Genomic DNA, 25,054 nt, shown 5'->3' with positions numbered 1-25,054 from the left:
TAGGAAATTTATCAATTATTTTAATCTTGGATTTCGATATCAAAAATTACAAATTAAATTCTTCTACTTTAATAACTTCTTGTCCAAGAAAATCAACGCAAACAATAAAGGGCATAAAATTTTTTATCCTTTGAAACTCACTATATCCGAATTTATCATTATAATGATTTAATATTGTACTTAAAGCAGTGCCATGAGTACCTATAACAATATTTTGATTTTCATGGTCTTTTAATATACTTTGTAATGCCTTAATATTTCTACTCTGAACTTCTCTTAAGCTCTCTCCTTCAGATAATTTGTAATCAAAATCCTTCCATTGCTTTTGGCAAAACTCTTCGAAATCCTCTATCCATACATTATCAATCTTTCGCTCTCTAAAATCTTCTATAATTTCAATATTTAAATTTAAGCTTTGTGCGAAATCTTTTACTGTATCCATAGATCTTTTATAAGGACTAGAAAAAATTTTAGTTATATTTTTATCTATTAAATATTCTGTTACCTTCCTGCTATCTCTAATTCCTTCTTCCGTAAGCGGACGTACTAAGTCCTCTTGTATCTGAAAATTTGGCTTAGCATGGCGCACAAAATATACTTTTGTCATACTCATCTTGCTCCCTTCTTTAGTAAGGATTTTATTTTCGTGATCTACTTGCCACATTCATTAACTTTCTTGCTGATACTAGTTAATTCAATAACATTTTCTCCTCTTATCAATCCTATAAATATTATTATTAAAAAAATCATTATCCCTATAATCGCTGTTATCAGTGATGAGTTCATAAGCAAATGAATGACGACACAGGGCAATATGGAATTGGTTAACCATCGGGGGATAGCTAAAAGGCCCACTACTGCAATAAATAGGCTAAGTCCTGCAAATTCTCTCCCTGGCTGAGTATGAATAACTGCAAATATTATAGATGATAGAATAATCGCCCATACGCTTATGTGCTTTTTACCAGAAAAAAGCTTAATAATGAGTAGATATACAAAGCCTCTGAAGAATACCTCTTCTCCAGTTCTAGCAAAAGCTTCAGATATAATTTTTGTGAAAGACAGGTTGTTTTTTATAGTTTCTGTTTTAAAAAAAGCAAAAAATAATATTATGATAATACTTAATATTATAGATTCAATATTTAATTTAAAGCCGAAATCTTTAATATTCCATCTTTCTTTTACTACAAAGTATACTAAGGGTAGGTATAATATCGTCCATATCACATAAGGTAATAGAGTACTTATCCAACCTAGGTCAGCCAATTCCTCATTATAATAATTTACTGAGCCTCCCAGGCTGCAGATAAAAATCACATATATAATTCCTATTAATAAACTTCTGTCACTCTTAATATTAGCAATTAAACTCTTCATAAAAACTCCTTCTTTAGTATTGAACTAAAGTTGATTTAATTAAATATTCAATATGGCTTTATTTTTGTTCAGTTTCCTTAACAATTTTTATTATGCTTTCTACAACTTCTGCTATAGAAAGCTTAGAGGTATCAAGCTTTATTGTAGACATATTACTATATAATTCTAAGCGTTTAAGGCTTCTATCTATGGAAGATTCATCTCTCAAATTAGTCTGTATATCTTTTCCTATTCGATTTTTAAGAGCTTCTTCTGAGCAAGTGAGGGTTATCTTTATAACATCAAATTCCAAATCCTTTAAAGGTTCTAATACAGTATCAAAAATATCCTCAGTATGTATAACCCAATTGAATATGATATATTGTATAGATGAATTATTGATAAAGCTCCTTAGTAAGTAAGTTATATTATTTATAACCATGGTTTTATTTTCATCGTTCACTAAAAAGGGATTCATCATCCAGCACCAATCACCATCAAGCCATACAGAATTATCAAGACTTTTATTCAGCTCTCTGCAGGTGGCACTCTTTCCTACACCCATGGTTCCGTTGATTATTATTAATTTTTTATGCACTTTAAGTCCTCCTATAAGTCGGGGACGGTTAACAACTATTAATCATTTATCTAAAGACTTGCCTACTTTTATTAAACTCCATTCAGTAGCTATAAGATCAATTAGTTGTTAACCGTCCCCCATTATATATCTACATTCCTTTAAGGCTTTTCCTATATTTACCTCTTTTACTGCGCCATCGTGTTTGAAGCCAACTTTTTCATAAAACTTTCTTGCTTTAATGTTTTCTTCAAGAACCCATAAGGTAACTTTTTTATAACTTCTTTTTCTTAATTCAGTCAACCCCCAATTTATTAATTCATAACCTATTCCTCCATTCCAATACTCTGGTAATAAGTATATTCCCCATATCTCACCATAGGAATCATCTTTATCTTCATCTCTGCATCTTCCGATGCATATTAGTCCAACAGCTTTGTCTTCTTTGAATATTAGAGCATCCTCTTCCCATCCTTGAGATAATGCTTTCTCAAAATATTTCTCTCTTTTCTCAGCAGTTATGTTATTTAATATCTCATCAGGAACTATGCCTTTATATGTTACTTTCCATGAATGAGAGTGAATTTCTCCTAAGATTCTTGCATCATTAATGTCGGCATAACGAATTTCGTACATATATATTTCTCCTTTTCTGAGGGACGGTTAACAATTATTAAGCTTTTATTTAGAAGCTTGTCTGCCTTTATTACCCTCTATCCAATAGCTATAATATCAATTAGTTGTTAACCGTCCCTCCCTTCTCCTTATTTAATATTTCTTGCTACAACAATAAGCCTATGCTCATAGCTTTCAATATAAGGTTTATTTATTAATTCCTTTTGAAGTTTGCATAATTCATCAAAGCATGTTTCCACAGAGAACCCTGGAAATTCCCATTGAATGATTTTGGCATAGTACACTATGGACCCCACATCGTAGAAATGTAAGTATGGAAAATATTCATCTTTATATAATATCTCAAAGGAATCTTTTCTCAGCTCCTCTAATGTGTATGCTAGATTTAAATAATCATATTGTGGTATAAAATTTTTGATTAACCTCTTAGAAAGAATTTCATTATTTCTTCCACCTACCTGCTAGGTTATAAAAATACCGTTAGGCTTTAGAATTCTTTTTACTTCCTTTAAGTCATAGGATTCATGTCTATTAATTACCATATCAAAAGAGTTATCTTTAAAAGGTAATTTGCTATCCTCATAAACTTGATTAACAGAAATACCTAATGGTGTCAACCTCTCCATGCACAGCTTAACATTGGGTTCCCAGGCTTCCGTAACAGCAGTTTTAGAATAAGGATAGTTTAAAGATAATAAGAATTCTCCGCCCCCTGTACCCATATCAAGTAATTCATAATCGGCTCTTAAATAATTCTTTAATATGACTTGTAATCCCAAGGTAATTTTTCCTCTTCCCATCTATCATTTAAATAAGAAAAATCCCAGCCTTGAAAGCTTTTCTCCTCATCTTTTTTCCATATATCCTTTAATTCATCATAATTCATAACTGTTCTCCTTTTCATATTTATTATTTGAAGAAAAGCAGTGCAGTTAACTGATAACAAATATATTTTTACCTCGATACAATCTGCTATCAGATTATATTAACTGCACCGAGTAGTTACCTGTTTTTATTCTCATTAATGATTCACCTACTTTTATAGATTTATAATACTTTAACCCTCTTTAATTTAGTAACTATTAATCTTATCGTAGTGGATAATAGAATAGATGTTGTACTGCAGAAAAGTAATAAATTTAATCTCAATGGATTTTCAAAGCTAAACCAACCCACTACTTCTTTAGGAAGCCTTTGAATATCTGTAAAGGACATAAACCCATCCCTGTATACCCAAAAACCCTTTCCATATAGAAGGATAAGTAAAACCATAATAGCCCCAAAACTTATATCTACAGCCAAAGTATTTTTAGGTATTGAAATAATTATCATTGGAGCAATTATACTTGCTAATAGAAAAATATTAAAATATCCCTCCTTGGTTCCCGAATAGAATAAAATACTTAATGATAATAAAGCTAATATTATAGTGCAACACACAATATTACTCTTATGTCTTATAATTTTATTAACCATTATCTCTCACCTATTTTCAAAATTTATATATTCATGCACCATCATTAGCTGAATATTCTAATAATGGTGCATATTCAATATTTATTGATGAAATTGCTTCCTTATATATGTCTTAACTATTCATAATCTTATTCCAAAAGCTTCATTGCTTCCGCACAGTAATTGTTATACTTATTTAATAATTCTTCATGATCAAGTATACCGCTATGCGTAGTGATATATTGTCTGCAGTTTAATTCAATCAAAGCTTCCCAGCTATTTTTTGTCTCTCCAGAAGCGATATTTATCTTCTTTGCGTAAGGCTTTTTCTCCATGCCTCCTAAGGCATCTCCTACAATGGCTATTTCATCATTTATAATAATACTTAATGATCCTGGGCTATGGCCTGGAGTCCATAATATATAGCCATTGAAGCCATATTCAGCTAAATCCAAGCGCTTATCAACTAAGATATCTGCTTGTGCAGGAGTAAAGTGCCACTTTGTTGATGGACAATTGTTTATTTTTTCGCCTTTTACATAATTCCATGAAGGTAATGGGCTACTTTCACCCTTTTCCACATATTCAGCTTCCCTTTCATGCACAATTATTTTAGGATTAAATTTTTCTTTTATTGCCGCTACATTTTCCACATGTTCATAATGTGCATGATTTATAATTAAAGCCTTTAAAGGCTGCCCTTTTAACAGCTTAGCAAGGCGTTCAATGATCACATCACATTTTTCTTTTCTTCCCGTATCCACCAAGATGTAGTTATTATCATAGGACAAAAGCAGTGGATTATTGCTTGACATCACTTGACTAATACATATTCCATCTGATGATATTAGCTTCATTAAAATCCCCCTATTTCTTTACTATTGCCACCCAGACCTCCTGCCTGTTATCCTGCATATAGCACTCTATAGTTGGCAGATCAGCAGGTTCATAGCCTGAATTTGGCAGCCATTCTGTATAAAATCTTTTGTGGATTTCTTGAACTGCCTCTGGCAGTGCTCCGCTAGCATCAAAAATCACCCAAGTAGCTTTAGGAAAATGGAATTTAGCCATATCAGCTGCTGGTTCAACATCAGTTGTAACGCCAAGATAATAATCAAATTGCTCTGAATTCCCCCAATTTCCTCCCACGCATATGCCTAGCAAACCTGTAGGCCTGCTGTCTGAAGCTATCCACATTTCAAATAAACGCTTCATATCACCATTTTTACTGATTGTATCCCATATTTCAGGTATTTCCTTAAAAGCCGTTGAAGTATTAACTCTTTTCTTAAAGCCAACAATAGAAAACTCTCTCCAATCCTCGATTTGATAATTCATTTCCTTTTCTCCTTTAATAGAAATTTGAAAAGAGATCCTTGGACAAGATTTCAGCTTCACTCCCTTATCTCGAGCAATGGATGGCAATACACCATGAAACTTTTGAAAAGCCCTTGTAAAGGAATCATGAGAATCATAGCCATATTTGAGCGCAATATCAATGATTTTCATGTTGCTATTCTGCAAATCGAAAGCTGCTAATGTAAGCCGCCTGCTTCGTATATATTCTGATAAGGGTTTGTCCAAAATAAATGAAAACATACGTTGAAAATTATAAACAGAGCACTCTGCAATCTGTGCAGCCTTTTCGTAGTCAATTGCTCCAGTTAAATTATCTTCAATATAATCCATTGAGCTATTCATGCGGTGAATCCAGTCCATAAGCCCCCTCTTTTCTATTAAAATATTACATTAATAATTAATACTTCTCTCGACTTTTGATGCATTTATATGTAGACTCGTTACCTATGTCATTTTATATTGTTTTATTAGTTTGTTATGAAAGAAGATTGAATAACACTTAATTGGAAATTTTGTATTACAATATTTTCTCAAGCTGAGTTAAATAAATATCTTTACTGATTTCAATATCTTTTATCTTTTGAAACCCATTTTTTAAATATAAATTTACAGCAGGTAGATTGTCTCTTCCAGTGCGCACCACTACCTTATTTATATTATTTTGAATATTTTCTACATAATTAAATAATTTTCCTGCTATACCCATCCTAAAAAATTGTGGATGTACTGCAACTCTATGTATGTCCAAAGTATTTTCAATAATCTTAAAGGATATTATTCCTGCTAAAGTATCATTTATATAGTATCCATAAAAAGTTTCATCACAATTTTTTAAAGTATCTATTGTATCCTTTAAAGGAGGTATTTCATAGAAGTTTATAATCTGAGCTTCAATTTTATATGAAGCTATTTGTACTTCTAATACCCGTTTAACCGTTTCTATATCTTTCAAATTAAGCTTTCTAATCATAGCTACTAATCCTCCTCTTGCTATATGCATGTTAGTGTTATATCATATTTTGTTGCTAAATAATATCATTTACAAAGGGTATTGCAGTGGCTGTTGCATTTTTATAATCAATAATATATTTTGTATCTTCACTAAATACAATGGCCTTTGTTAAGGCAATCTTTAAAATACAAGTTCCTAGGTCATTTTCATCAACATGACGGTCATAAAATGCAACGAATACTTTTTTAGCTCATCTCGCAATTCTCTGTTTGATTCTTCTTTTGGATTACCAAGGTTTTCCCCTATGCTCTGTGCACACATCAAATCTTTACAAATTGCTACATTTGATTTTCTTTCAATATCTTTCATCTTCTGTGAACAATTATGTGTCACCACATAAACAGAGCCATCTTTATAATATCCATCTACATTCCTAACATTTACTCCAGTTTCTGTACAAGTTGCAAGGGCCACTATCACATCATGCCCTAATTGTTCTTTCATTAAGTCTATTGCAGCTTTAAAAATATCCATTGTGTACCTCCCTAATATTCTTATTGTTAATAATTTTAATATAATGGCTAATTATGCCAACTTACCATAGTAGTAATAAAGAATGTTGTGAATCTAGCAAAAGGCTACTTAACTCTCTCCAAAATTGGGTGTCCATTTTTCAACTGCACTAAATCCCACAGATTTCCGTACAAATCCTTAAATACAGCAACTGTTCCATAAGATGCTTCCTTTGGTTCCCTCACAAATTCTATATCCTTTGAAAGCATTTTATTGTAATCTCTCCAAAAATCATCAGTATTCAGAAATAGAAAAACTCTACCGCCGGACTGATTACCTATAAATGCTTCTTGTTTAGGTTTAGATGCTTTTGCAAGTAATATGGTAGTTCCCACTGAACCAGGTGGAGACACTATTACCCATCGTTTATCTTGCTCAGGCTGGTAAGTATCTTCAACTAGTGTAAAATTAAGTTTCTTAGTATAAAATTCTATTGCCTCATCATAATCTTTTACAACTAAAGCTATATGGATAATTGACTGAATCATTTTCTTACCTCCTTCAGATTATACTCCATGATTATTTCATCCTCGTCTACTTCACCAGTATGGTGGAAGCCCATGCCAAGGTATAAATTACGTGCAATCTCATCACCATCTTTATAGCAAAGAATTATTGAATCATATTTTTCTTCAGCCTTTATCATGGAAAGCCAAAGTTTCATAGCAGTCTTTCCAAAGCCTTTTCCTTGATATTGTTCCGCAATCATGAATTGGTCAAGCACACAGAATCCCTTGTTATTTTCCTTATAATCACGTTGCATTAGTAATCCTATTGGTAAATCTCCATAGTAAATTGCAAATACTTGACTATTATAATCTCGAAATGCAAACGCCCTTGCAAGTATTGTCAAATTGGAAGCAACAAAGCTTCCCTGATCCTCTCTAACCTTCAATACATTAAAAATTAGCCAGTTATCGGGAGTAATAATACTAAAATGTACTTTCATATTAAACCTCTTAAGATATCAAATTTTTATTAATTTTCATTTCGTTTTTAAATACTATTATCTAAATATTGCAAATTTATGATTGATGGATATTATAATAAAATTGCATTACAATATAGGAATAATTGAATAAGCTAAAAGAACTTATAACCAATTTACTAATAGAACCTATTATATATTTCTGTTTGCATTTCTCTATGCATTGCCCAAACATTACAATTTTGATTAGCTAATATCGAAATAGTAATGTCTGCCTTTGGATAATATGAAAACATAGCTGATACACCCTCATTTGATCCTTCTTTAAACATACAAAAAATCTCGTTATCAATCTCTAAAAATTCAAATGCATATCCGGTTCTAACTTTCGTATTAGGAACCACATTCCATGATGAAGGTTTTGTAAACTGGCAATGCGGGGTAAATAACATTTTAGAATAACTTTCCGACAGAATTATGTTATCTTTTATAGCTCTCATAAATATATCCAAATCTTCTACTGTTGTATAAGCTCCTCCATCTGGAGTTCCGATAGGTGGATAGCAATATATATTTTTCTTAAATCCAATCCATTTTCCATCATTGTCATAAATATTTTTATAACCTTCCGCTGTATTCTCATTAATCTCATCCATAGCACAAAATTTAGTATTGCTCATTTTACAAGCTTCAAAAATATTTTTTGTTACATATGTTCGATAGTCTATTCCTGTAACTTTTTCTATAGCTAGTCCAAGTAACACAAAAGCACAATTATTATACCTAATGTTAGAGCCTGCTTTAAAATTTGGCTCTTTGTAAGCAAAATTTATAAGAAAATCTTTACATTGTCTAATTGCATAATTAGGACTATTTACAAATAACTCTGAATACTCTTCTCCTGCTTCTTCATCAGCATCATCAGCTATACCTGATGTGTGATTTAACAAATGTTCAATTTTAACATTATTAGCTATTTTAGTTCCTTTTAGATCAATAATATCAACGATGTTATCATTTAAATTCAATAAGCTTTTTTCCACAAGTTGCAATATAGCTACCGCAGTAAAAGTTTTTGTAACAGATGCTGTATCAAATTTAGTATCTATTAAATTAGGAATTTTAAATGCCCGATTTGCATATCCATAAGCGCCAGAAAACAGAACTTCATTTTCTGATTTAACCATACAAGTACCACTGAATCTTTTATGGCTTGCATATTCTTCACATATATTTCTAAATATAGGCGTCATCCAATTCAACTCTCCCTCTTTACTTATAATAAATGAAAGTATATCTTATTATGTAACTATAACTTACTTAATTTACAACATGAAAATTACGAACTATACCAAATTAGTCTTATCAATAAAATATTAAATGACAATATTATTATAAAAAATAATATAGAAACTGATTTTTTAATACTAAATGCCTTTCTAAGTCCCATTACATCGCCAAAATCAAATATGCTGCCAAGGACAAAATACAGTGGATCAAAGGTTAAAAATATCATAGAGAAAAAGCATATAATTAAAATTAACCAATTAGATATATGTTTAGAAGATAAATAATAAATTATTATAAGAATATATCCTATAAGTCTTGTACTAACAAATCCTGCTATAGAAACCCATCCCCATTTTTTCTCAATACTCTTTTCATTTAATTCAGGTTCATTCTCAAATGTAACTCTTGTGCCCAACAATAATTTTGAATAAGTAAACCACTCAATTTTTATAGTTCTAATTCCATTAAACTTGGCAATGAGTACGTGTGAAAATTCATGTATTATATGCTGTAGTAGCGCCCCTATTATTATGATTAAAATCATAATAACTTTATAAAAGTTCAATATTTATTCCTCCACTTAAGATATAATATTCTACTATTGCTAACTCCCAATTTATAAGTAATATAAAAAAAGTGGAAGCAACAAATTTTTCTTGATCCCCTTAAGCCCTTTTTCTATAATGAACAATATTATCTAGACATAATACACTGCTGTGACTCAATTAAAGAATATTGTGCATTAAGTTTGCTGTAGATTATGCTTATACTGTTCGCTGTTATTTCAACTCTTTCCTCATAATCACAAACCCATCCTGTTCTGCTACTTTGACGAACCCTACTTTCTCATACAGTCGAATGGGGCCGGTGCAATCCCATTCGTATCGTTCGGCACGCACGACGGGGAAACCCTCAACGGCAATACAGCCTTCAGCTTTAGCGTCCTCACACACACAAGTGAGGAGTGCGGTGGCGACGCCTTTTCCGCGAAATTCCGGAGCGATTTCGAAGCAGACCACCGCTTTTTCGCGCTTCTCAGCAGGCGCATAAAAACGCGCGCCGGTACACGATTCGATGGGATAGTTCGATTTGTTGTTCGCGTTGCACCAACCGATGGCCACGCCCTCTACGAACGCCAGATATCCCTGCAGAGCGCCTGAATCGATCTGCCGCTCGGCGACTTTTCTGGCCACGCGACCGACGTCAGGCCCATCTACTTTGTCAAACACTGCCTTCTCCTGCTCTTTGGTCATTTGATAGGGCTGGCAATAACACCGATATGGGGTATCGTCTGTGAATGCCCGATTTTCGAAGAAATCGAAGTAATCGGCGGAAAGTTCTGGTGTGAGTGGTTTGATAATGATATTCATGTTTACCCTCCGTTCAAAATATAAATAATCGTCAGTTCGTAATTTTTTACAAAAGCTACGTAATTTTTAGCTAATGTCGCTTAATAAGAACAATTCAATCTAAAGTTTATGTTCATACTCGGATATTTTCATTGATATATTTGATAACCTTTTCTATATCTGCAAGGCCATCGATCATAAACAATCCTTGAGTAAATAATTTCTTAATTTCATCAATCGAAGCCCACTTAACGTCACTAACTTCTTCTGTCTGCATAACTACATTCTCGATTGGAAAATCATATATTAAAGCATAATCATCACATATTGTATTTTTAAATACCGTTCTCTTTATTATTAAAAAATAATGCTAGATTTCTTGAACTTTCCATTGCCTTTGTATCATCTTTAGCAGGGATACTGTTTGTATCATGACTATAAATAACTGGTGCAATATCCCTGGAGTTCATGTGATGTAAGAGTGTGCACGCTGTAGCGTAAGCATCTTCAATGCATCCATCTCCACCACCAACTATTATTACTCCACCCTTTTTTTCTTTCTGAATAGGTTTCACTTTTCGAAAATATCTTGCACAAAAATATGTTTGCAACCTACTTGTAATAGCTAACAACTGACCTGTTAGTTGAGAAAAATAAAGTGGTGATGCAATTAATATGTTATCGCATTCTTGAATATATTTATAAACTTCCTGCATTTCATCATTTAGACAACAACCATCATTCTTCCAACAGTATCTACAATCAATACAAGGTTGAATGTTACAATCATATGCATATATAATCTTATATTCGCCCTCTAAATGGTTAGTAAACTCATTTACCAAAGCCATAGTATCGCCATTTTTTCTAGGTGTACCACTAAAAATGAGTGTTTTCATATATATCACTCCATCTAATAAAAATCAATTTTTTCGTGTAATATTACTATTATGTAAATACTGCAAATTTGTAATTTATAGGTAATGTAAAAAATGAAGAAACAGAAAATTATATTATGTTTTATCCTTCAGAATAATCACAAAACTATAAATCTGATTTTAAAATAGAATACAAATCTAAATCTACAATGCCTTTGCCTTTCCAAATAGCCCCTTGTCTTATTGTACCTTCTTTTATAAATCTATTTCTTTCTAATACATTTTTTGACTTAACATTAATAGGCATTACAAAGGCTTGAATTCTATTTATTCCGATAGTGTTAAATAGATAATCTAATAATGCTTCTACTGTTTTTGTAGCAAAACCTTGTCCCCAATAATCTTCGTTTAAGGTGTATCCAATTGTAACCACATTTACTTTTTCATCAAAATCAAATATCTCGGCAACACCAATAATTCGCTTTGTATCTTCATTAGAACAAACTCCGAGATATATAATTTTCTTTTTTCCAAAATCTCTTTCAAAATGAGAAATCATATTTTCAACAGTAGACTTATTACTCTTAACTATCCCCGGTCTATATTTGAACAAATTTTCGTTATTATATATTGAGTAGAGACCATCTAAATCAGTTTTTTCTATTTTTCTGAGAGTAATTTCGTCTGTTTGAATAAACGGAAATTTTAAAAACAAATTCATCTTTTCCATAGCTCCTTTTCTTAGACTCTAGTAATGTCCTATAACAGGCTTATCCTTTGTCTTGTGCTTACGGCTAGATTCATATTCCTGCCAATATATCCTTTTTTCATTAAGCCGCGTTCTCGCTTCTTTTTCTTCTGCAGGATACCCCACATATACAATACCAAGCGGAGTAACATGCTCAGGAATATTGAGTATTTTTTTTACTGGCCTTATATTACTTTCAATAGGATATACACCTATCCAAACTGATCCAAGCCCCATACTTGTTGATGCAATTAAAATATTTTCTATTGCTGCACTACAATCTTGAACCCACATTTCTTGACCTGGACCTTTAAAGGCCAATTTCATATTTCCGCACACAACAATAGCAACAGGTACATTATATCTCGCAAAAATAAATTTATCTTTTAGTTCAGAAAGCTTTTCACCCTCATCAATAACTATAAACTCCCAAGGTTGGCAATTTGCTGCTGTTGGTGCTGCTGTAGCAGCCTTCAATAAAGTTATAATCTTATCTTTTTCAACTGGCTTATCTAAATAGTTCCTTATACTTCTTCTTTTATAAATGGTTTCAATTGTGTCCACGTTCAAACCCCTTTCCAAATTAAAACAAACAATACTTTTTTTCTTCAGGCCCGTCCACTCGGGGTGTTCAGTATCTCTGCAGTCAATTTGACTTAAAACTGAGTCTAATTTAGTAACTATCTTTACGTCATTTGATCTTGTAAAAAAATGCGGAATTTATATTATTACTATTAGCCTTCTAAAAGTAAAATCTTATTTCCGTCTAAGTCAAGAAAATTAAGTTCTTTACCTCCCAAAGCCTAATTCATTTCCATCCAAATCCATAATGGTGAACTTTCGAGTTCCCCAAGGTGTATCAAACAAAGGCTCAACAATCTCAACCTTGTCTTTTATTGCCTCCCAAAGTTCATCAATGTTATCAACTTGAAAATTAAGTCTGCCATGTGATTTTTCGCCCTTCACTTCCATAATGGCAAATTTTGCACCTTCTTCTGATACAAAATCATAATAAGTAGGATTGTCCAGCGGCCAACCACCGTCATTTTGAAAGCCTAATATTTCTTCATACCATTCTAATGCCTTATTAATATCCGAAACATTTACTCTCACATGATTAAGTCGTGTTTTCATATATATCCCCCATCTAATAAAAATCAAATTCTAAGCGTTATTTACTATTATCTAAATATTGCAAATTTATAATTGATACATAATATTAGAATATTATGTCTTATTTTATATTCGCTTCATAATGTTCTTCATTAAGTCTCACTACTTCAAGTTCTTTTTTATTCTCATTCAATTTCAATGCTAAACTTTGAATTCCAAAGATTTCTGTGAAAGTATGACTCCCAATGATAAGATTTATCCCTTTAAACTGAGCATATTGAACCGTATACAAATTACATTCACCTGTAATGTATACATCACACTCATTTTCAACTGCTTCCTTAAGGCAAGCTGTTGGCCCTCCATTACCACAGACTAAGCCCACTCGCTTCACCTTTTTGTCATTAAACCGCCAAGATTTAACTGGTTCTTCAAGTAGATTTTCAATATTTTTTACTAATTCATTAAATTCAATTTCTTCATCATATTCTGCGACTCTACCAAAATATAACCCTTCCCATTCGTGGGTTCTTTTAACATTCTTTAAATTCAATTTTTTTAATAAACTATCATTTGTTCCAAAGTTACAGTCATCAAGTGGCAAGTGATTATAGTAGTGACTTATACCATACTCTGCTAGTTTTTCAATGCACGCCTCTTTTAATCCATATATCTCATCCCATGCAGGGTGGTGTGTCACCATCATATCAACTCCATGAATTCTTGCTTCCTCTATAGTTTCAAGCGTTAGGTTAACACAGTATCCTAATTTTTTAACTTTTTTATCTGCATGGTATGTAATCCCAGATTCATTAGAATAAATTTCCTTACTTGTTACATTAAAAAGATCATTAATTCTTTCAACAATATGTGAAACATCCATATACTCACCTCCTAATTTATCAAACAATTTACTTAATTGTAATTCTTAGTATTGTGCATTAATTATCTAATATAAATAAATTATTAAACCATCAAATCTAACTCCAATTCATAATAAATTACTATTGTGTTTCTTAATTCAAAAAATTTTTATGAGCAAATCAACTTCAAACTCTTTACAAAGCCTATTAAGTATAGATTGCATACTATTTATCAATTCTCCTTTGGAAATTATTTCTGAAAAAGTTGTATTCAACATCAAATAAAAATTTTAAGCTTTTTGATTCTTAAACTTTAAATTTCTATAAAGTGTATTGCCGCCATTAATTATGATATGACACAAAATGGAATAAAGAATAGATTGCGTCATGAAAGTTATATAATTAAGAAGTAATCCAATTACTAAAAAACCTAAAAACATATTCATTCTTTCCTTTTCAAAAGACCAATAATTTAAATGAAATAGCGTAAAAATAATTGCATTTAGTAAGATAATCATACCAATATTGATGCCCAACAAATAAATTGTCATAGGTAGTATTAAGCCACGAAAAGCCACTTCTTCAAAAATAGGTTGAATCACACCATAATGAAAGCATCTTAATTTATTACTTTTTCTAGGATAATAAACATTGGGATTTTTAATACAAATAATAATTGTACTTATTATAAAAGACAATATGAACATAATCCCCATTTCATTATTTATGGGATTTTTTATTATATAATCATTAGGTCTTATAATTAAATATACTATCAATAGCACTAATCCCCAAAGATAGTAGCCTATACTTGCCCACAATTGATCTTTCACTAACTTTGGAAAGAATTTTTTTATAATGCTTTCTAAAATTTTATAGGAAAACATTATAACTCCTATTAAAACCAAATAAGTTATCTTATCCATATTTATGCTCCTGTTCACATTTTTTTCTTACATTCTTCTTTACTTTTAATACCTCTCTTGACAAAAGAACTCGTCCTAATTTCGAAAAAGCTGCTATATAATTCATTTATATTATCAGTGCAATTTAACTATTATGAAAATTGTTTTTTCAAAAATTCAAATGGCCATTTATACCGTGGAACATCATTATACGTATATAAAATATCATTCTCTTTTCCTGTTATACTTGTCATTTCAGATACACTGATAGCTTCGAGTGTTTTGTTATACTTAATTAATTACATTTTAGCCCTAACTCATACTAACATCCTATTTCATCATCTATCAATTTCTGTAATCTCCCAAAGCTTAACTCTTCCTCACATTCGTTAGCCTTTAAAAAGCCTTTTGTCAAATCTTCAACTGTTGATTCAAGCGTTATGAAAAACTGAGTCATTGCAAATTCTCTTTTTATATCATCTTCATTTGTTCCAAACACTTGATTTATAAATCCTTCAAGCATTTGATCCATCCCCCACAATTTTAAATGTAACAACTCATGCACTACTAATTCTTCGAGATTTGTAGATTTAGGATTATTATTAATCAACATAACAGCTTTTTTGTCATCCATATCAATTTTTATATCACCCGATTTTCTCCATTCTTTATCTACAATTTCAAGTTTTATATCCCAATCTCTTAATCTTAAAATATCTTGCCATTTATTTAATAATTCCTCTAATTTAATAACGTTTACTCCCATAAGAATTCTCCTTTTTATAACCATTTATTTTTCGCTTTATTCTTTAAAACCTCTAATTATTTACATATTAATTTTATATTCAAATATTTTTCTAATGTTGTAACATGCATTGGATAAAATGAGTTCTTATTACTTTCTAATAATCTCTTTAATTCTATTAACGGCATCCATCTAATATTTTTTGCTTCGTTGGTTTTCTGTAATAAATCACCACTGGCATTACAAATAAATATTTGCACCATTATTGGGTATATTCCTTGAATATTTTGGCTACAAGAAAATGGAGTATAGTTTAACACTTTATATCCATTAGATTCAACTACTACTGCGTTATCTTCACCTTCAATATATGTAACTTGTAATCCAGTCTCCTCAAAAATCTCCCTTCTCAAACAATCAAATATATTTTCAAATTCCCTTATCTTTCCCGCCGGAATTTCAAGCAATCCCGTTTCTGCTTTAGCATCATCTTTGCACCTGTCTTGAACTAATATATAATCTAATCCGTCAATGTTTTTTTCAATTATCCCACCAACAGCTGGTTTTGAAAATAGCTCCATGTTTTAGTCTCCCTTTCACATAAATATTTTATTTTAAATGCTCTTTCCCATTTAAGCTTACAATGATTCTTTTATCTCCTGTAACTCTTAGCATATGAACTGCTGTATCCCCCGAAGAAATCGCTATATCATTTTTTATTGGGAGATTTAAGAAGCTTTGAATCATCATATTAATCATACCGCCATGGCTTATAATTAATATTTTTCTATAATCTTCATTACCATCGTATTTATCTATTAGCTCTGCTTTTGCACAATTCTTTATCTACCCACCTTTTCACTCTTTGAAAAATTACAATATCTCTACTTTTCCATCAATAAATTATCACAGTAGACTCCTTCATGGAGCTCATGCCTTGGAAGCAGTTTTTTTATTTTGAAACCACACTTTTCATAACAGGCTATGGATCTCTCATTATCTACTCTTGGATCTATAATTATTTTGTCAGCGCCTTTACTTCATCAGTAGTTGAAGGCTTATCTCTTCCTTTATAAAATTTTAAAACCTCATCATCCCTGAGCCATTTAGTCATTAGCCTATATTCCTTTTCCTCATCCCTCATTTTTCTAATTACAATATTCTCAATGAAAGTAATCATTTTGCGCTCCTGTTAATTAAGCTATATTGTGCATAATACAATTTTGCTTAAGACCATACTTATTTTCTAACCAAAACATGCCAAATATCCTTTCCTTCAAAGCCACAGCTTCTATAAAGTTTTTCTGGATTTGTTTCATTAGTATCTATCTATACTTATCATTTGAAAGCTCCTTATATTTGCAATCTATATTCTTCATATATCCTTTTAAATGCCTTTGTTCTTTTTCTAAATTTATTACGTTTCTAAAAGCCTTTGCGCATTCCTCAAGTTTATAAGTTTTTCACCATAATCAAGCAGGGGTTTTCTTTCCCCCAGATTTCTTTTATTTCTTCTAGTGGATAAAATCCTGTTTTATTATAAAACTCTCTTGTTTTTCTGTAATTTTTATCAGCATGAGACTCACCTAAAGTCTTTACCATAAGAAATTTAACCTTTTCTTTTATTAAAGATTCCTGTGACATTTCCAATAGCTTTTTACCAATACCATTATTATGATATTCCTTTAAAATCCCTATAACATATATCTCTGCTGTATATTTATTATTTAACTTTGTACTTATAAATCCAATAGGTTCACTACCATCATAGGCTGCATAAAAATCAGTATTCATTACTCCTTTTACATAGTCTACAATAGCTGACTCAATGCCAAACCATTCTGGTAACCTTCTTAATATATAATTTGTAATCTCTGATTTCTCTTCCTTATTTGACAGTGTTTTGATCTCAATCATATCAACCTCTCCTAGTTAATTATATTCTAATGTTGCTTGTGTTTTTTCAATTCTTATATAAGAACATCATTTTTTTAACAACAATAATTTCATACCCTTATTTCTTAATTAAATTCTGTATTTAACACCCCATACACGTACATATCCTTACACTTTCCAGTAACACTATGACATTCAAATTTCCTCAAGTATCCCTCCTCCTTGAAGTTAAACTTTTTTAGTAGGTCCTTTGAGGCTATGTTTTCCTCACAAACAAAGGCTTGTATTCTTACTAAGCCAAGCTTCTTGAAGCCTAGGGATAGCACTTCCTTTATTGCTTCAGACATAATTCCCCTGCGCCAATAGCTCTCTGATAATTCATATCCAATTTCAGCTCTTTTTCCTTGAAATTCGCTTAAAAAAATTGTTCCTATAATTTTATCTGTTACCTTGTCAGCTATAGCAAAACGAATAATCCAACCATCAATATACCCCTGATTCCATATTCTTATAACTTCATAACTTCTCTCTAAGGTTTCGGGACCATTCCAGTCAAGATAACGAAATACCTGTTCATTAGAATAGTATTTTAATAATTCAGGAGCATCTTCCTCTCTTAATTTTCTCAATCTAATTTTTTCAGTTTCTATTACTGGAAACTCTTTTAATACTTTTGTAAAATTCATTTTTATCATCCTCAGCTTTCTAATTAACTGATTTTTATGAATATTTATCCAGTAACTATACTACTAAATTCAAAATTTTTCAAGATAATAAATAATTATAGTTATTTATTCCTATTTTTTAAAAAACAACCCTTTTACGCGCAAAAATAATAGGAGCATATGCTCCTTGGATCACATTCTTACTGGTAAAATCTATTATTATATAATTTATCAAAAGCCTTGTTTTATACATGAATGCTATTCAAATACCAATCTATCAGAGGATACATTAGGAGAAATTGTCCTTCCATCCCAAGGACCGGTAATTCCCAATTCCTTTGGTGTGATTTTTTCATAACCACCTTCCATGCCTTGTATATCAATATTGTATTGTTCATCAATGGATATAATAGCAGATAAAGGTTCACTGTATAATACAATATCTTTTAAGTATGGGCATTTTGCATGAATTTCACTGGAATAGCAAAAGTGTTCAAATTCTGGACCAAACCATTTATAGGATATTGAGTTAAGAGTAAAATAATAAGTTTTGTCAATCTTATCTATTGAATCTGCATGATCATGACCATTAATACAAAGTAATATTTTCTTACCATTAACTGTGCCATGATTAATTATACTTTGTACTGCTTCTCTATTTGACACTCCACGCTTTCTAAAGTTATTTTCTAAGCTGTGATGGGAAAATATAACTATTGGCAGAAGGCTTTCTGAAATTTCTCGCTGCAGCCAAGTTAATTCATAATCAGGTATTGATGGATATATACCATCTTCTACTTCATAATTACGCCTATAATATGCTTCGAATTCATTACCGTATTGAATAAAGGCTGAATCAAGAACTATAAATTTTATATTGCCACATTCAAAGGAATAGTATGAATGTTCCATGCCTAGCCAATTCATAACATCTTTTTTAGTATAAAGGTCTGAATCATGATTACCTATTACGTGATAATGTGGCTTTTCAAAATCATTAAACATTGAAAGTAATTCTTTATTCTTATCGCAAGGATGACAAAAATCCCCCAGCTCAATGATAAAATCTACCTCTGCTTTCCGTGCCCTCGTCATGAAACGGCTTAATCTTTCTAACCCATCTGGTATAACATCGTGATGTAAATCTGTAAAAAGTGCAAACTTTATACTGCCCATCAGACTACCTACTTTCCTTGAATTTTTAGCTTATTTGGTAGGAGGTGGCTCCTTCTTAATAATACGGTATTTAAATTAATACTTCATTTTTCATTCTTATTACCTGTAATAACTACATACCTGGTTCACAGACTCTAAGCGCATTTCCAAAAGTGTTTTTCCTATAAACATAATTGACTCATTAGTGCTTTCATCCGTCAATCTTACAAATGTTTTACATAAAATATAATTATCTACGCGGAACATATTCATCGGGTCATATCCGCTGATATAAAAATCTCCATTTTGCTTTATTCTTTTCTGTTCTAGAAATTGCTCAACTTCTTTTCTATTTAAGTTCTCAATTTCTTCCACAATCGTCTTAATCTTGTGTTCATAATACAAATTATCAGGTAATTTAGAAGAAAAGAATTGGGATATGATTCTAAAAACTGTTCTGTTTTCGTTAGAAATCGAATGTACAATATTTATATTCATATCATTAGCAGTTAATAACATGATTGCTCCGCTATAATATGAGATTTTCCTGATATTCAACTGAATTGCTGTAAAATCTCTAAGTAATTTCACATAGGTCATAACCTTACTTGTGTACTTTGACATAGACAACATCTTCAATGCTAACATTCCTGCGTATTCAGCCATACCTTCGGCAGTCTCGGTAAGGTATTCACACTCACACATTGTTCCTATTAGTGATTCCCTCTTTTGCCTGATTCCACAAAAATAGTTAAATAACGTTCTTTTCTTTACTAAATCCTGTTGTTCAAATGCATCTGCAAGTAATTTATTCTCCTCATATTTTAGATTGAAATTTTCAATATTATTAGGATATTTTATAGTAACTAAATCTTTTGGCCATCTCTTTTCACCATTCTCTTGCTGATATGCATGGAACATCTCGTGAACAATATTAGCGGCAAGGATGTCAATGTCTCTACTATCGTCATTCATAAAGTCATGTTCCACATCCCATATTGCAACATAACTCCCATCATAATGAATTGAAGTATTTCCAACGAAACGATCATCCCATGGAATTTCACTATTATCAAATTGTACTTTTTCGGATGTGTAAATTGCGAATTCATATCTTTTAAAGCCTGGCCATATTAGTTCAAAATCAATTCGATTAAGCCTATCAGAAAGCTGTTTGTGTAATTCCCACATATTTTTCATTCCTTTCTTTCACTCTATATTTACATAGTACTTTTTTATAAGAAAGGAATTCAATTTGAAAATCAACGAGTTTTTCATATGCCTGATTAAGGCTTACATTTTTGTATAAGTTCTATGGTCTTATCAGGAGGACCTATTATAATTAACCTAACCATTTTATTTTTGACATCAAAATTGTATGACATATTTATAGAACTTAATTCAAATGTATTAATTTCTTCTATTACCTTTTCACCAATTGTTTTCCCTACTTCTTCATTTTCAGCAGGGTAATCATAAATACAACATATTGACGCATCTTTTTTCTTATTATTAATAATAAAATCATTGACCAGTGCACGGTTTTTAATTTTAATACTCTGTTTAATATAATTTTCATTAATAAATCTATTGATATCTTCCTCTGAAAAAAGCCAAATACCATCACGCTTTTCACCTTTTAATAATCCTTTTTTTATATATGTGCGTATTGTCCTATCGGAAAGCCCAGTCATTAATGCTATATCTGCTATAGAGTATTTTTCTTTTAGCATATTTGAATCCCTTCTTAAACTAATATATTTATTTTGTTTTTTTAAAGAAGCTATAGCATACTTCATGATTTATACTTTTATTTTATTACGTCAAGCAGCAGCTATTCTAAAATCCACTCATATATGCACGCTTGCCGCTCTCCCTCTTGATATAACTGATTATATGGTGGCAAATCTACTATCTCTTTAAGTTTGAAACCTGCTTTTTCGCAAGTTTTTCTAGATGGCAAATTGTCTGGATTGCAAGTTATTATAAGTCTATTCATTCCATGTGCAATCGCTACATCTTTAATAATTTTGCAGGCCTTTGAAGCATAATTATTTCCTCTATAAGTTTCTTCAATCCTATAACCAATATGCCCCCCGTAATATATATTTTCGTTATACCCAATTCTGATATCAATAGTACCTATACTATCATCTGAATCGTGAAGAGTAATTCTATATCTATATGCAGGCACGTAGCCTTTTTCTTCATTTGATGGTGTTTTTTCTTCAATCTTTAAATCAATCTCACCATTAGTTAAATAATCAAAATCCTTGAACACAAACATCAATATCCCTCCTTTATTTTCGTCTTATCCCGCAAAAGCCTCATAATTTTTAATTTACGCCGCTTAACAATGATATTACTTATGAGCAAAAGATAGTACTAATAAGGATAAAGCTTATTTCTTAAATCTATTACCTGTATTTGTATAAATAAATATAAAGATTACTATGATAAAAAATAATATAAGTCCAATATTAAATAGAATTTTCATTTTCCAAAGTTCACTTAAAAGAAAAAGAGTTATGCAGAAGGCAAATGAAAACATGGCTTTGCCCATGAACTTACATAAAGAGACAGCATCGTATTTTTCTTTTTCTTCTTTTGTCATAGTATTAAATCCAGCAATTAAGAAAGACCCTTTACCCATAGATAAAATAATACCCATTAAAATGAATAATCCAATAGTTAATATTGCCCCAATCATTGAGATTTCCCTCCCTATTAAAGACCATATTTAATATCCCCAATCATCAACTTGCCAATTGCCTGTTTTACTATCCCTTATTAATATCCAGTTCCAATTAGAATATGTTGAATTTGGGTTTAAACTTCCATCGCCACCTGAAGAATCCACATCAAAATCAGACAGCAAAACAATTACATTTTCAGCTTTAACCCCGTTCACAGAACCCCTACCATTACTCAAATATCCTTCAATAATATTATTTGATTTTTCTTCATCATACCATAATTTCGTAAGATTACATCCCTCAAAACTCTTGAATTTTTTCTTTACACAATTTATTGCGTCATCTATTTCCTCTTCGCTAAACTTACTAGATTTTTCAATACTCACTGCAACATTATTAGTTTTACCAGCTTGTTTACAAGAGACTAAAGAAAGCACCCCTAAAATTAAACAAAGAAAATATATAATCTTTTTCATATGAAAACTCTCCCCTTAATTTAATAACTCTCTCATCTATTTAATTTTTAAGAATATTGATAATTTCGGTACAATTTTTTTTATTAATTTCATTGGAATAGTATTTTAATAATTCAGGAGCATCTTCCTCTCTTAATTTTCTTAATCTAATTTTTTCAGTTTCTATTACTGGAAACTCTTTCAATACCTTTGTAAAATTCATCTTAATCATCCTCAGCTTTCTAATACTATCTCTGAATGGCCATCAATGAATATTATCATTTAAAAAGTCAATCCAAGCTTTTTTAGTAAAGTTAGAACATACTCCATAGGTTTGAAGTTTAATAATATAATCTTTAAATCTTAAATAATCTATAACTATTCTCTTATGATTCATATTAACCATAACATTAATTGTTTTTTCAACATCATTAGATTTTATATAAGCATAAAGAGATTCCCATATCAAACATTCTTCGGTTTTAGATGCCTCTTCTAAATATTCACCCCACTCATGCCACTCTGCTTCAGATAAATCCTTTAAATTTTCAATTGGAGCATATGATGAGAAAGAATAATAATAATTGCTAAGGTTAAATCCTAATTTTTCGGCTATTGCCCTAGAACCTTTATTAGAATCTACACAAAGCCAATCAATCTTTTCGTATCCCATTGCAAAACAATCTTTAACAGTTGCAGACGCAGTTATTTTCCCAAAACCATTTTTTCTATACCTTTCATCTGTATGAATTCCAATTGCAACTGTCTTGTCAAAGCTACAATCAGTCAATGACCAGCTCACGATTGTCTTGTCATTACGTATCAAATACCCTGTACCATATTTTTTGAACTTTTCATCGTCACCCCAATCCTCAGCCCATTTTAGCACTCTTTCTGAGTTTTCAAAGATATTTTGTCTTAATAAAGATATATCAACCTTTTCTAGTACATATCCACCTCTCAAGGTTGAATTGCACTCCACAAATTCATCAATAGATAATACATAATGTCTTCTTTTGTATTTTCTAACAAAATGATTCTTATGAATAGCTGGTATCTCATCTATCCAGTCACTTGAATCAGGAGTTAGTTGATCCCAAAAGTCCAATTCTGAAGACACCTCAGAATTAAACACTTCATCATTTGGACTACCAGCAATTAAATTGCACTCACTAGTTTTTATCAATACTGCAGTTGGATTATCAATGTTATTTACATATATCTCACCAGACTTTTCACCATAGATAACAGAAAATACAGACAATTCATCTTGTGATTTAATTAAATGGACTATTTTCCTAAATTCTTTATTATCTAATTTAATCATTCAATCTCTCCTATAATTATATCTTATTATTATGAGTGACTTACTTCAAATTATCTTTAATTAATCAAAGTAATATATAGTAAGTCTAATTCTATCATTACTCAGCCTTTGCAACACTTCAATGGAAAGTATTTTTAAATTAAAACTTTCCCATTTTTTTGATGCATTATATTACAAAAGCGGCGTAAGATTGAACTTACGCCGATTAATAAGAATATTATTCATTAAATAAAAGGCTATTTTTAACCCAGTGTCGCTAATATAATTTTTAAAGAAAGTCTTATTTCAAGGTACTTCTAATTTATTTTAGATATATTGTTTCTTTATATGTAAAATACACGTTCATTATTTATTAATTTATTATCTATCCAAGCCTTTACAATCTCATTAAATATACAATGTTCATACCATGGATAATTATGTTTGGCTTTTAATAAAGTAATTCCTTTTGAATTTTGAAATATATTAATTAGGTCTTGGTTTGATTTTTTTAAAAAGTCTGGTTCATTCTCACCAGCAATAAATAATGTCGGTATTTTCGTTCCATATAGTTCACTTGGGATTTTTGAATTTTCTATCATTTCTTTATAAATTCTTTTTAGCATTTCTGATGTTATATATTCTTTTTTATATATTTTTTTATTTAGAATGCTTACAAGTTTACAAATTAATGAATTTGTAAATATTTTATATATAGCAGACGGGCGTAAATTCCCACTTGCTACAACGGCTTTGTCAATTAATTCAGGATGCATACTAATCAAATTTATTAATATTACACCACCCAAGGAATGGCCTATAACATGTGCTTTTCCACCATTTGAATTGCTTCTTATTATCTCTGCAATAAGTTCAACACTTTTTTTTACGGAGAATGGCTTTATATCAACACTCCTACCATGTTCTGGTAAATCTATTGCTATACAATTATAGTCACTAAAAAAGTCAATGTTTTTTTTCCATACACTACTATCCATTCCACCACCATGAATAAAAACAATTGTATGAGCTTCTTTACTTCCACTTTGTTCAAAATACAAATTCATAATAATATATTCCTCTTCTTTACTTCGTCATAAATTACAAAACGACGCAAATTTAATTTTACGTTGCTATATAAGAAAGATGCATAC

The 25,054-nt window shown here is 30.9% G+C and carries 39 protein-coding genes; all 39 read right to left on the bottom strand.

Annotation, left to right across the window (positions count from 1 at the left end):
• Window positions 1-46: 46 nt before the first annotated feature.
• A complete protein-coding gene (locus BN2665_RS19045) occupies window positions 47-607 on the bottom strand; it encodes a histidine phosphatase family protein (protein ID WP_055670009.1) in 561 nt (186 codons plus the stop codon).
• Window positions 608-651: 44 nt separating this feature from the next.
• A complete protein-coding gene (locus BN2665_RS19040; protein WP_055668703.1) occupies window positions 652-1,377 on the bottom strand; it encodes a CPBP family intramembrane glutamic endopeptidase in 726 nt (241 codons plus the stop codon).
• A 58-nt stretch (window positions 1,378-1,435) separates the two neighbouring features.
• On the bottom strand, window positions 1,436-1,954 hold the full coding sequence (locus BN2665_RS19035; RefSeq protein WP_055668702.1) for an AAA family ATPase: 519 nt from the start codon (window positions 1,952-1,954) through the stop codon (window positions 1,436-1,438).
• Window positions 1,955-2,062: 108 nt separating this feature from the next.
• Complete coding sequence (locus BN2665_RS19030; protein WP_055668701.1) at window positions 2,063-2,569, bottom strand: GNAT family N-acetyltransferase; 507 nt, start codon at window positions 2,567-2,569, stop codon at window positions 2,063-2,065.
• A 128-nt stretch (window positions 2,570-2,697) separates the two neighbouring features.
• Window positions 2,698-2,853: a hypothetical protein gene (locus BN2665_RS27630; protein WP_242865989.1), complete on the bottom strand. Its 156-nt coding sequence runs from the start codon at window positions 2,851-2,853 to the stop codon at window positions 2,698-2,700.
• Between the two features lie 177 nt (window positions 2,854-3,030).
• Window positions 3,031-3,348 carry a class I SAM-dependent methyltransferase gene (locus tag BN2665_RS27625; protein ID WP_242865988.1) on the bottom strand — a complete coding sequence of 106 codons (318 nt, stop codon included), beginning with the start codon at window positions 3,346-3,348 and terminating at the stop codon, window positions 3,031-3,033.
• A complete protein-coding gene (locus BN2665_RS27770) occupies window positions 3,327-3,455 on the bottom strand; it encodes a hypothetical protein (RefSeq protein WP_278335909.1) in 129 nt (42 codons plus the stop codon). Before BN2665_RS27770 ends, BN2665_RS27625 begins: the two co-directional genes overlap by 22 nt.
• Window positions 3,456-3,616: 161 nt before the next feature.
• The gene (locus BN2665_RS19020) at window positions 3,617-4,045 is read right to left on the bottom strand and encodes a hypothetical protein (protein WP_055668700.1); all 429 of its coding nucleotides are present in this window, start codon (window positions 4,043-4,045) and stop codon (window positions 3,617-3,619) included.
• Between the two features lie 128 nt (window positions 4,046-4,173).
• A complete protein-coding gene (locus BN2665_RS19015) occupies window positions 4,174-4,881 on the bottom strand; it encodes an MBL fold metallo-hydrolase (protein ID WP_055668699.1) in 708 nt (235 codons plus the stop codon).
• 10 nt (window positions 4,882-4,891) lie between these two features.
• Window positions 4,892-5,743 carry an AraC family transcriptional regulator gene (locus BN2665_RS19010; protein WP_055668698.1) on the bottom strand — a complete coding sequence of 284 codons (852 nt, stop codon included), beginning with the start codon at window positions 5,741-5,743 and terminating at the stop codon, window positions 4,892-4,894.
• A 157-nt stretch (window positions 5,744-5,900) separates the two neighbouring features.
• A complete protein-coding gene (locus tag BN2665_RS19005) occupies window positions 5,901-6,353 on the bottom strand; it encodes a GNAT family N-acetyltransferase (RefSeq protein ID WP_055668697.1) in 453 nt (150 codons plus the stop codon).
• 177 nt (window positions 6,354-6,530) lie between these two features.
• Window positions 6,531-6,869: a pyridoxamine 5'-phosphate oxidase family protein gene (locus tag BN2665_RS19000; RefSeq protein ID WP_055668696.1), complete on the bottom strand. Its 339-nt coding sequence runs from the start codon at window positions 6,867-6,869 to the stop codon at window positions 6,531-6,533.
• 104 nt (window positions 6,870-6,973) lie between these two features.
• On the bottom strand, window positions 6,974-7,396 hold the full coding sequence (locus BN2665_RS18995) for a VOC family protein (protein WP_055668695.1): 423 nt from the start codon (window positions 7,394-7,396) through the stop codon (window positions 6,974-6,976).
• A complete protein-coding gene (locus tag BN2665_RS18990) occupies window positions 7,393-7,857 on the bottom strand; it encodes a GNAT family N-acetyltransferase (protein WP_055668694.1) in 465 nt (154 codons plus the stop codon). The genes BN2665_RS18995 and BN2665_RS18990 overlap by 4 nt, the downstream gene beginning before the upstream one ends.
• A gap of 158 nt (window positions 7,858-8,015) precedes the next feature.
• On the bottom strand, window positions 8,016-9,089 hold the full coding sequence (locus tag BN2665_RS18985) for a serine hydrolase domain-containing protein (RefSeq protein ID WP_055668693.1): 1,074 nt from the start codon (window positions 9,087-9,089) through the stop codon (window positions 8,016-8,018).
• Between the two features lie 86 nt (window positions 9,090-9,175).
• Window positions 9,176-9,691: a hypothetical protein gene (locus BN2665_RS18980; RefSeq protein WP_055668692.1), complete on the bottom strand. Its 516-nt coding sequence runs from the start codon at window positions 9,689-9,691 to the stop codon at window positions 9,176-9,178.
• A gap of 214 nt (window positions 9,692-9,905) precedes the next feature.
• A complete protein-coding gene (locus BN2665_RS18975; protein WP_055668691.1) occupies window positions 9,906-10,496 on the bottom strand; it encodes a GNAT family N-acetyltransferase in 591 nt (196 codons plus the stop codon).
• A gap of 112 nt (window positions 10,497-10,608) precedes the next feature.
• Window positions 10,609-10,752, bottom strand: coding sequence for a hypothetical protein (locus tag BN2665_RS27125; RefSeq protein ID WP_154674992.1), 144 nt, complete (start codon window positions 10,750-10,752; stop codon window positions 10,609-10,611).
• A gap of 58 nt (window positions 10,753-10,810) precedes the next feature.
• Complete coding sequence (locus BN2665_RS18970) at window positions 10,811-11,374, bottom strand: flavodoxin family protein (RefSeq protein WP_055668690.1); 564 nt, start codon at window positions 11,372-11,374, stop codon at window positions 10,811-10,813.
• 145 nt (window positions 11,375-11,519) lie between these two features.
• On the bottom strand, window positions 11,520-12,083 hold the full coding sequence (locus tag BN2665_RS18965; protein ID WP_055668689.1) for a GNAT family N-acetyltransferase: 564 nt from the start codon (window positions 12,081-12,083) through the stop codon (window positions 11,520-11,522).
• A gap of 18 nt (window positions 12,084-12,101) precedes the next feature.
• Window positions 12,102-12,665: a nitroreductase family protein gene (locus BN2665_RS18960; protein ID WP_055668688.1), complete on the bottom strand. Its 564-nt coding sequence runs from the start codon at window positions 12,663-12,665 to the stop codon at window positions 12,102-12,104.
• 225 nt (window positions 12,666-12,890) lie between these two features.
• Window positions 12,891-13,235: a VOC family protein gene (locus BN2665_RS18955; RefSeq protein ID WP_055668687.1), complete on the bottom strand. Its 345-nt coding sequence runs from the start codon at window positions 13,233-13,235 to the stop codon at window positions 12,891-12,893.
• Window positions 13,236-13,335: 100 nt separating this feature from the next.
• On the bottom strand, window positions 13,336-14,097 hold the full coding sequence (locus tag BN2665_RS18950) for a Nif3-like dinuclear metal center hexameric protein (RefSeq protein ID WP_055668686.1): 762 nt from the start codon (window positions 14,095-14,097) through the stop codon (window positions 13,336-13,338).
• 270 nt (window positions 14,098-14,367) lie between these two features.
• On the bottom strand, window positions 14,368-15,003 hold the full coding sequence (locus BN2665_RS18945) for a CPBP family intramembrane glutamic endopeptidase (RefSeq protein WP_055668685.1): 636 nt from the start codon (window positions 15,001-15,003) through the stop codon (window positions 14,368-14,370).
• Between the two features lie 301 nt (window positions 15,004-15,304).
• Window positions 15,305-15,748, bottom strand: a complete 444-nt coding sequence (locus BN2665_RS18940) for a hypothetical protein (RefSeq protein WP_055668684.1) — start codon at window positions 15,746-15,748, stop codon at window positions 15,305-15,307.
• Window positions 15,749-15,804: 56 nt separating this feature from the next.
• Window positions 15,805-16,308, bottom strand: coding sequence for an NUDIX hydrolase (locus BN2665_RS18935; RefSeq protein WP_055668683.1), 504 nt, complete (start codon window positions 16,306-16,308; stop codon window positions 15,805-15,807).
• Window positions 16,309-16,336: 28 nt separating this feature from the next.
• On the bottom strand, window positions 16,337-16,546 hold the full coding sequence (locus BN2665_RS26425) for a histidine phosphatase family protein (protein ID WP_278335931.1): 210 nt from the start codon (window positions 16,544-16,546) through the stop codon (window positions 16,337-16,339).
• A 199-nt stretch (window positions 16,547-16,745) separates the two neighbouring features.
• Window positions 16,746-16,907: a hypothetical protein gene (locus tag BN2665_RS27920; RefSeq protein WP_423229871.1), complete on the bottom strand. Its 162-nt coding sequence runs from the start codon at window positions 16,905-16,907 to the stop codon at window positions 16,746-16,748.
• 272 nt (window positions 16,908-17,179) lie between these two features.
• Window positions 17,180-17,644, bottom strand: a complete 465-nt coding sequence (locus tag BN2665_RS18930) for a GNAT family N-acetyltransferase (protein WP_055668682.1) — start codon at window positions 17,642-17,644, stop codon at window positions 17,180-17,182.
• A 104-nt stretch (window positions 17,645-17,748) separates the two neighbouring features.
• Window positions 17,749-18,309, bottom strand: a complete 561-nt coding sequence (locus BN2665_RS18925) for a GNAT family N-acetyltransferase (RefSeq protein WP_055668681.1) — start codon at window positions 18,307-18,309, stop codon at window positions 17,749-17,751.
• Window positions 18,310-18,546: 237 nt separating this feature from the next.
• Entirely contained in the window at window positions 18,547-19,464 is a 918-nt protein-coding gene (locus BN2665_RS18920) for a metallophosphoesterase family protein (RefSeq protein ID WP_055668680.1), read from the bottom strand.
• Window positions 19,465-19,563: 99 nt separating this feature from the next.
• Window positions 19,564-20,418, bottom strand: a complete 855-nt coding sequence (locus BN2665_RS18915; protein WP_154674991.1) for a hypothetical protein — start codon at window positions 20,416-20,418, stop codon at window positions 19,564-19,566.
• A gap of 311 nt (window positions 20,419-20,729) precedes the next feature.
• The gene (locus BN2665_RS18910; protein WP_055668678.1) at window positions 20,730-21,242 is read right to left on the bottom strand and encodes a helix-turn-helix domain-containing protein; all 513 of its coding nucleotides are present in this window, start codon (window positions 21,240-21,242) and stop codon (window positions 20,730-20,732) included.
• A gap of 35 nt (window positions 21,243-21,277) precedes the next feature.
• Complete coding sequence (locus BN2665_RS18905) at window positions 21,278-21,730, bottom strand: GNAT family N-acetyltransferase (protein WP_055668677.1); 453 nt, start codon at window positions 21,728-21,730, stop codon at window positions 21,278-21,280.
• A 114-nt stretch (window positions 21,731-21,844) separates the two neighbouring features.
• Complete coding sequence (locus BN2665_RS18900) at window positions 21,845-22,153, bottom strand: DUF3784 domain-containing protein (protein WP_055668676.1); 309 nt, start codon at window positions 22,151-22,153, stop codon at window positions 21,845-21,847.
• 30 nt (window positions 22,154-22,183) lie between these two features.
• Window positions 22,184-22,615 (bottom strand): DUF4829 domain-containing protein, encoded by a 432-nt coding sequence (locus tag BN2665_RS26415; RefSeq protein WP_074042365.1) that lies wholly within the window; start codon window positions 22,613-22,615, stop codon window positions 22,184-22,186.
• Between the two features lie 40 nt (window positions 22,616-22,655).
• Window positions 22,656-22,817 carry a GNAT family N-acetyltransferase gene (locus BN2665_RS27120; protein ID WP_154674990.1) on the bottom strand — a complete coding sequence of 54 codons (162 nt, stop codon included), beginning with the start codon at window positions 22,815-22,817 and terminating at the stop codon, window positions 22,656-22,658.
• A gap of 42 nt (window positions 22,818-22,859) precedes the next feature.
• Window positions 22,860-23,921: a GNAT family N-acetyltransferase gene (locus BN2665_RS18890; RefSeq protein ID WP_055668675.1), complete on the bottom strand. Its 1,062-nt coding sequence runs from the start codon at window positions 23,919-23,921 to the stop codon at window positions 22,860-22,862.
• Window positions 23,922-24,244: 323 nt separating this feature from the next.
• Window positions 24,245-24,967 carry an alpha/beta fold hydrolase gene (locus BN2665_RS18885; RefSeq protein ID WP_055668674.1) on the bottom strand — a complete coding sequence of 241 codons (723 nt, stop codon included), beginning with the start codon at window positions 24,965-24,967 and terminating at the stop codon, window positions 24,245-24,247.
• Window positions 24,968-25,054 lie beyond the last annotated feature (87 nt).

This window comes from Desnuesiella massiliensis (assembly GCF_001403615.1).
Lineage (GTDB): Bacteria > Bacillota > Clostridia > Clostridiales > Clostridiaceae > Desnuesiella > Desnuesiella massiliensis.
This window is presented reverse-complemented; position numbering and strand designations above follow the sequence as displayed.

Coding starts and splice junctions, on each gene's coding strand:
- BN2665_RS18910 (WP_055668678.1), bottom strand. CDS start 21,242: ATGAAGTATGCTATAGCTTCTTTAAAAAAACAAAATAAATATATTAGT.
- BN2665_RS19015 (WP_055668699.1), bottom strand. CDS start 4,881: ATGAAGCTAATATCATCAGATGGAATATGTATTAGTCAAGTGATGTCA.
- BN2665_RS18905 (WP_055668677.1), bottom strand. CDS start 21,730: ATGTTTGTGTTCAAGGATTTTGATTATTTAACTAATGGTGAGATTGAT.
- BN2665_RS18920 (WP_055668680.1), bottom strand. CDS start 19,464: ATGGGCAGTATAAAGTTTGCACTTTTTACAGATTTACATCACGATGTT.
- BN2665_RS18945 (WP_055668685.1), bottom strand. CDS start 15,003: ATGGATAAGATAACTTATTTGGTTTTAATAGGAGTTATAATGTTTTCC.
- BN2665_RS18990 (WP_055668694.1), bottom strand. CDS start 7,857: ATGAAAGTACATTTTAGTATTATTACTCCCGATAACTGGCTAATTTTT.
- BN2665_RS18940 (WP_055668684.1), bottom strand. CDS start 15,748: ATGGGAGTAAACGTTATTAAATTAGAGGAATTATTAAATAAATGGCAA.
- BN2665_RS19005 (WP_055668697.1), bottom strand. CDS start 6,353: ATGATTAGAAAGCTTAATTTGAAAGATATAGAAACGGTTAAACGGGTA.
- BN2665_RS27125 (WP_154674992.1), bottom strand. CDS start 10,752: ATGCAGACAGAAGAAGTTAGTGACGTTAAGTGGGCTTCGATTGATGAA.
- BN2665_RS18970 (WP_055668690.1), bottom strand. CDS start 11,374: ATGAAAACACTCATTTTTAGTGGTACACCTAGAAAAAATGGCGATACT.
- BN2665_RS19000 (WP_055668696.1), bottom strand. CDS start 6,869: ATGGATATTTTTAAAGCTGCAATAGACTTAATGAAAGAACAATTAGGG.
- BN2665_RS18985 (WP_055668693.1), bottom strand. CDS start 9,089: ATGACGCCTATATTTAGAAATATATGTGAAGAATATGCAAGCCATAAA.
- BN2665_RS19010 (WP_055668698.1), bottom strand. CDS start 5,743: ATGGACTGGATTCACCGCATGAATAGCTCAATGGATTATATTGAAGAT.
- BN2665_RS19040 (WP_055668703.1), bottom strand. CDS start 1,377: ATGAAGAGTTTAATTGCTAATATTAAGAGTGACAGAAGTTTATTAATA.
- BN2665_RS18975 (WP_055668691.1), bottom strand. CDS start 10,496: ATGAATATCATTATCAAACCACTCACACCAGAACTTTCCGCCGATTAC.
- BN2665_RS18950 (WP_055668686.1), bottom strand. CDS start 14,097: ATGGATGTTTCACATATTGTTGAAAGAATTAATGATCTTTTTAATGTA.
- BN2665_RS18900 (WP_055668676.1), bottom strand. CDS start 22,153: ATGATTGGGGCAATATTAACTATTGGATTATTCATTTTAATGGGTATT.
- BN2665_RS19020 (WP_055668700.1), bottom strand. CDS start 4,045: ATGGTTAATAAAATTATAAGACATAAGAGTAATATTGTGTGTTGCACT.
- BN2665_RS18965 (WP_055668689.1), bottom strand. CDS start 12,083: ATGGAAAAGATGAATTTGTTTTTAAAATTTCCGTTTATTCAAACAGAC.
- BN2665_RS27770 (WP_278335909.1), bottom strand. CDS start 3,455: ATGAATTATGATGAATTAAAGGATATATGGAAAAAAGATGAGGAGAAA.
- BN2665_RS18925 (WP_055668681.1), bottom strand. CDS start 18,309: ATGAATTTTACAAAAGTATTAAAAGAGTTTCCAGTAATAGAAACTGAA.
- BN2665_RS19045 (WP_055670009.1), bottom strand. CDS start 607: ATGACAAAAGTATATTTTGTGCGCCATGCTAAGCCAAATTTTCAGATA.
- BN2665_RS18935 (WP_055668683.1), bottom strand. CDS start 16,308: ATGGAGCTATTTTCAAAACCAGCTGTTGGTGGGATAATTGAAAAAAAC.
- BN2665_RS27120 (WP_154674990.1), bottom strand. CDS start 22,817: ATGAATTTTACAAAGGTATTGAAAGAGTTTCCAGTAATAGAAACTGAA.
- BN2665_RS19030 (WP_055668701.1), bottom strand. CDS start 2,569: ATGTACGAAATTCGTTATGCCGACATTAATGATGCAAGAATCTTAGGA.
- BN2665_RS18995 (WP_055668695.1), bottom strand. CDS start 7,396: ATGATTCAGTCAATTATCCATATAGCTTTAGTTGTAAAAGATTATGAT.
- BN2665_RS26415 (WP_074042365.1), bottom strand. CDS start 22,615: ATGAAAAAGATTATATATTTTCTTTGTTTAATTTTAGGGGTGCTTTCT.
- BN2665_RS18930 (WP_055668682.1), bottom strand. CDS start 17,644: ATGATTGAGATCAAAACACTGTCAAATAAGGAAGAGAAATCAGAGATT.
- BN2665_RS18915 (WP_154674991.1), bottom strand. CDS start 20,418: ATGAATGACGATAGTAGAGACATTGACATCCTTGCCGCTAATATTGTT.
- BN2665_RS27920 (WP_423229871.1), bottom strand. CDS start 16,907: ATGATTACTTTCATTGAGAATATTGTAATTAGAAAAATGAGGGATGAG.
- BN2665_RS18890 (WP_055668675.1), bottom strand. CDS start 23,921: ATGATTAAATTAGATAATAAAGAATTTAGGAAAATAGTCCATTTAATT.
- BN2665_RS18955 (WP_055668687.1), bottom strand. CDS start 13,235: ATGAAAACACGACTTAATCATGTGAGAGTAAATGTTTCGGATATTAAT.
- BN2665_RS18885 (WP_055668674.1), bottom strand. CDS start 24,967: ATGAATTTGTATTTTGAACAAAGTGGAAGTAAAGAAGCTCATACAATT.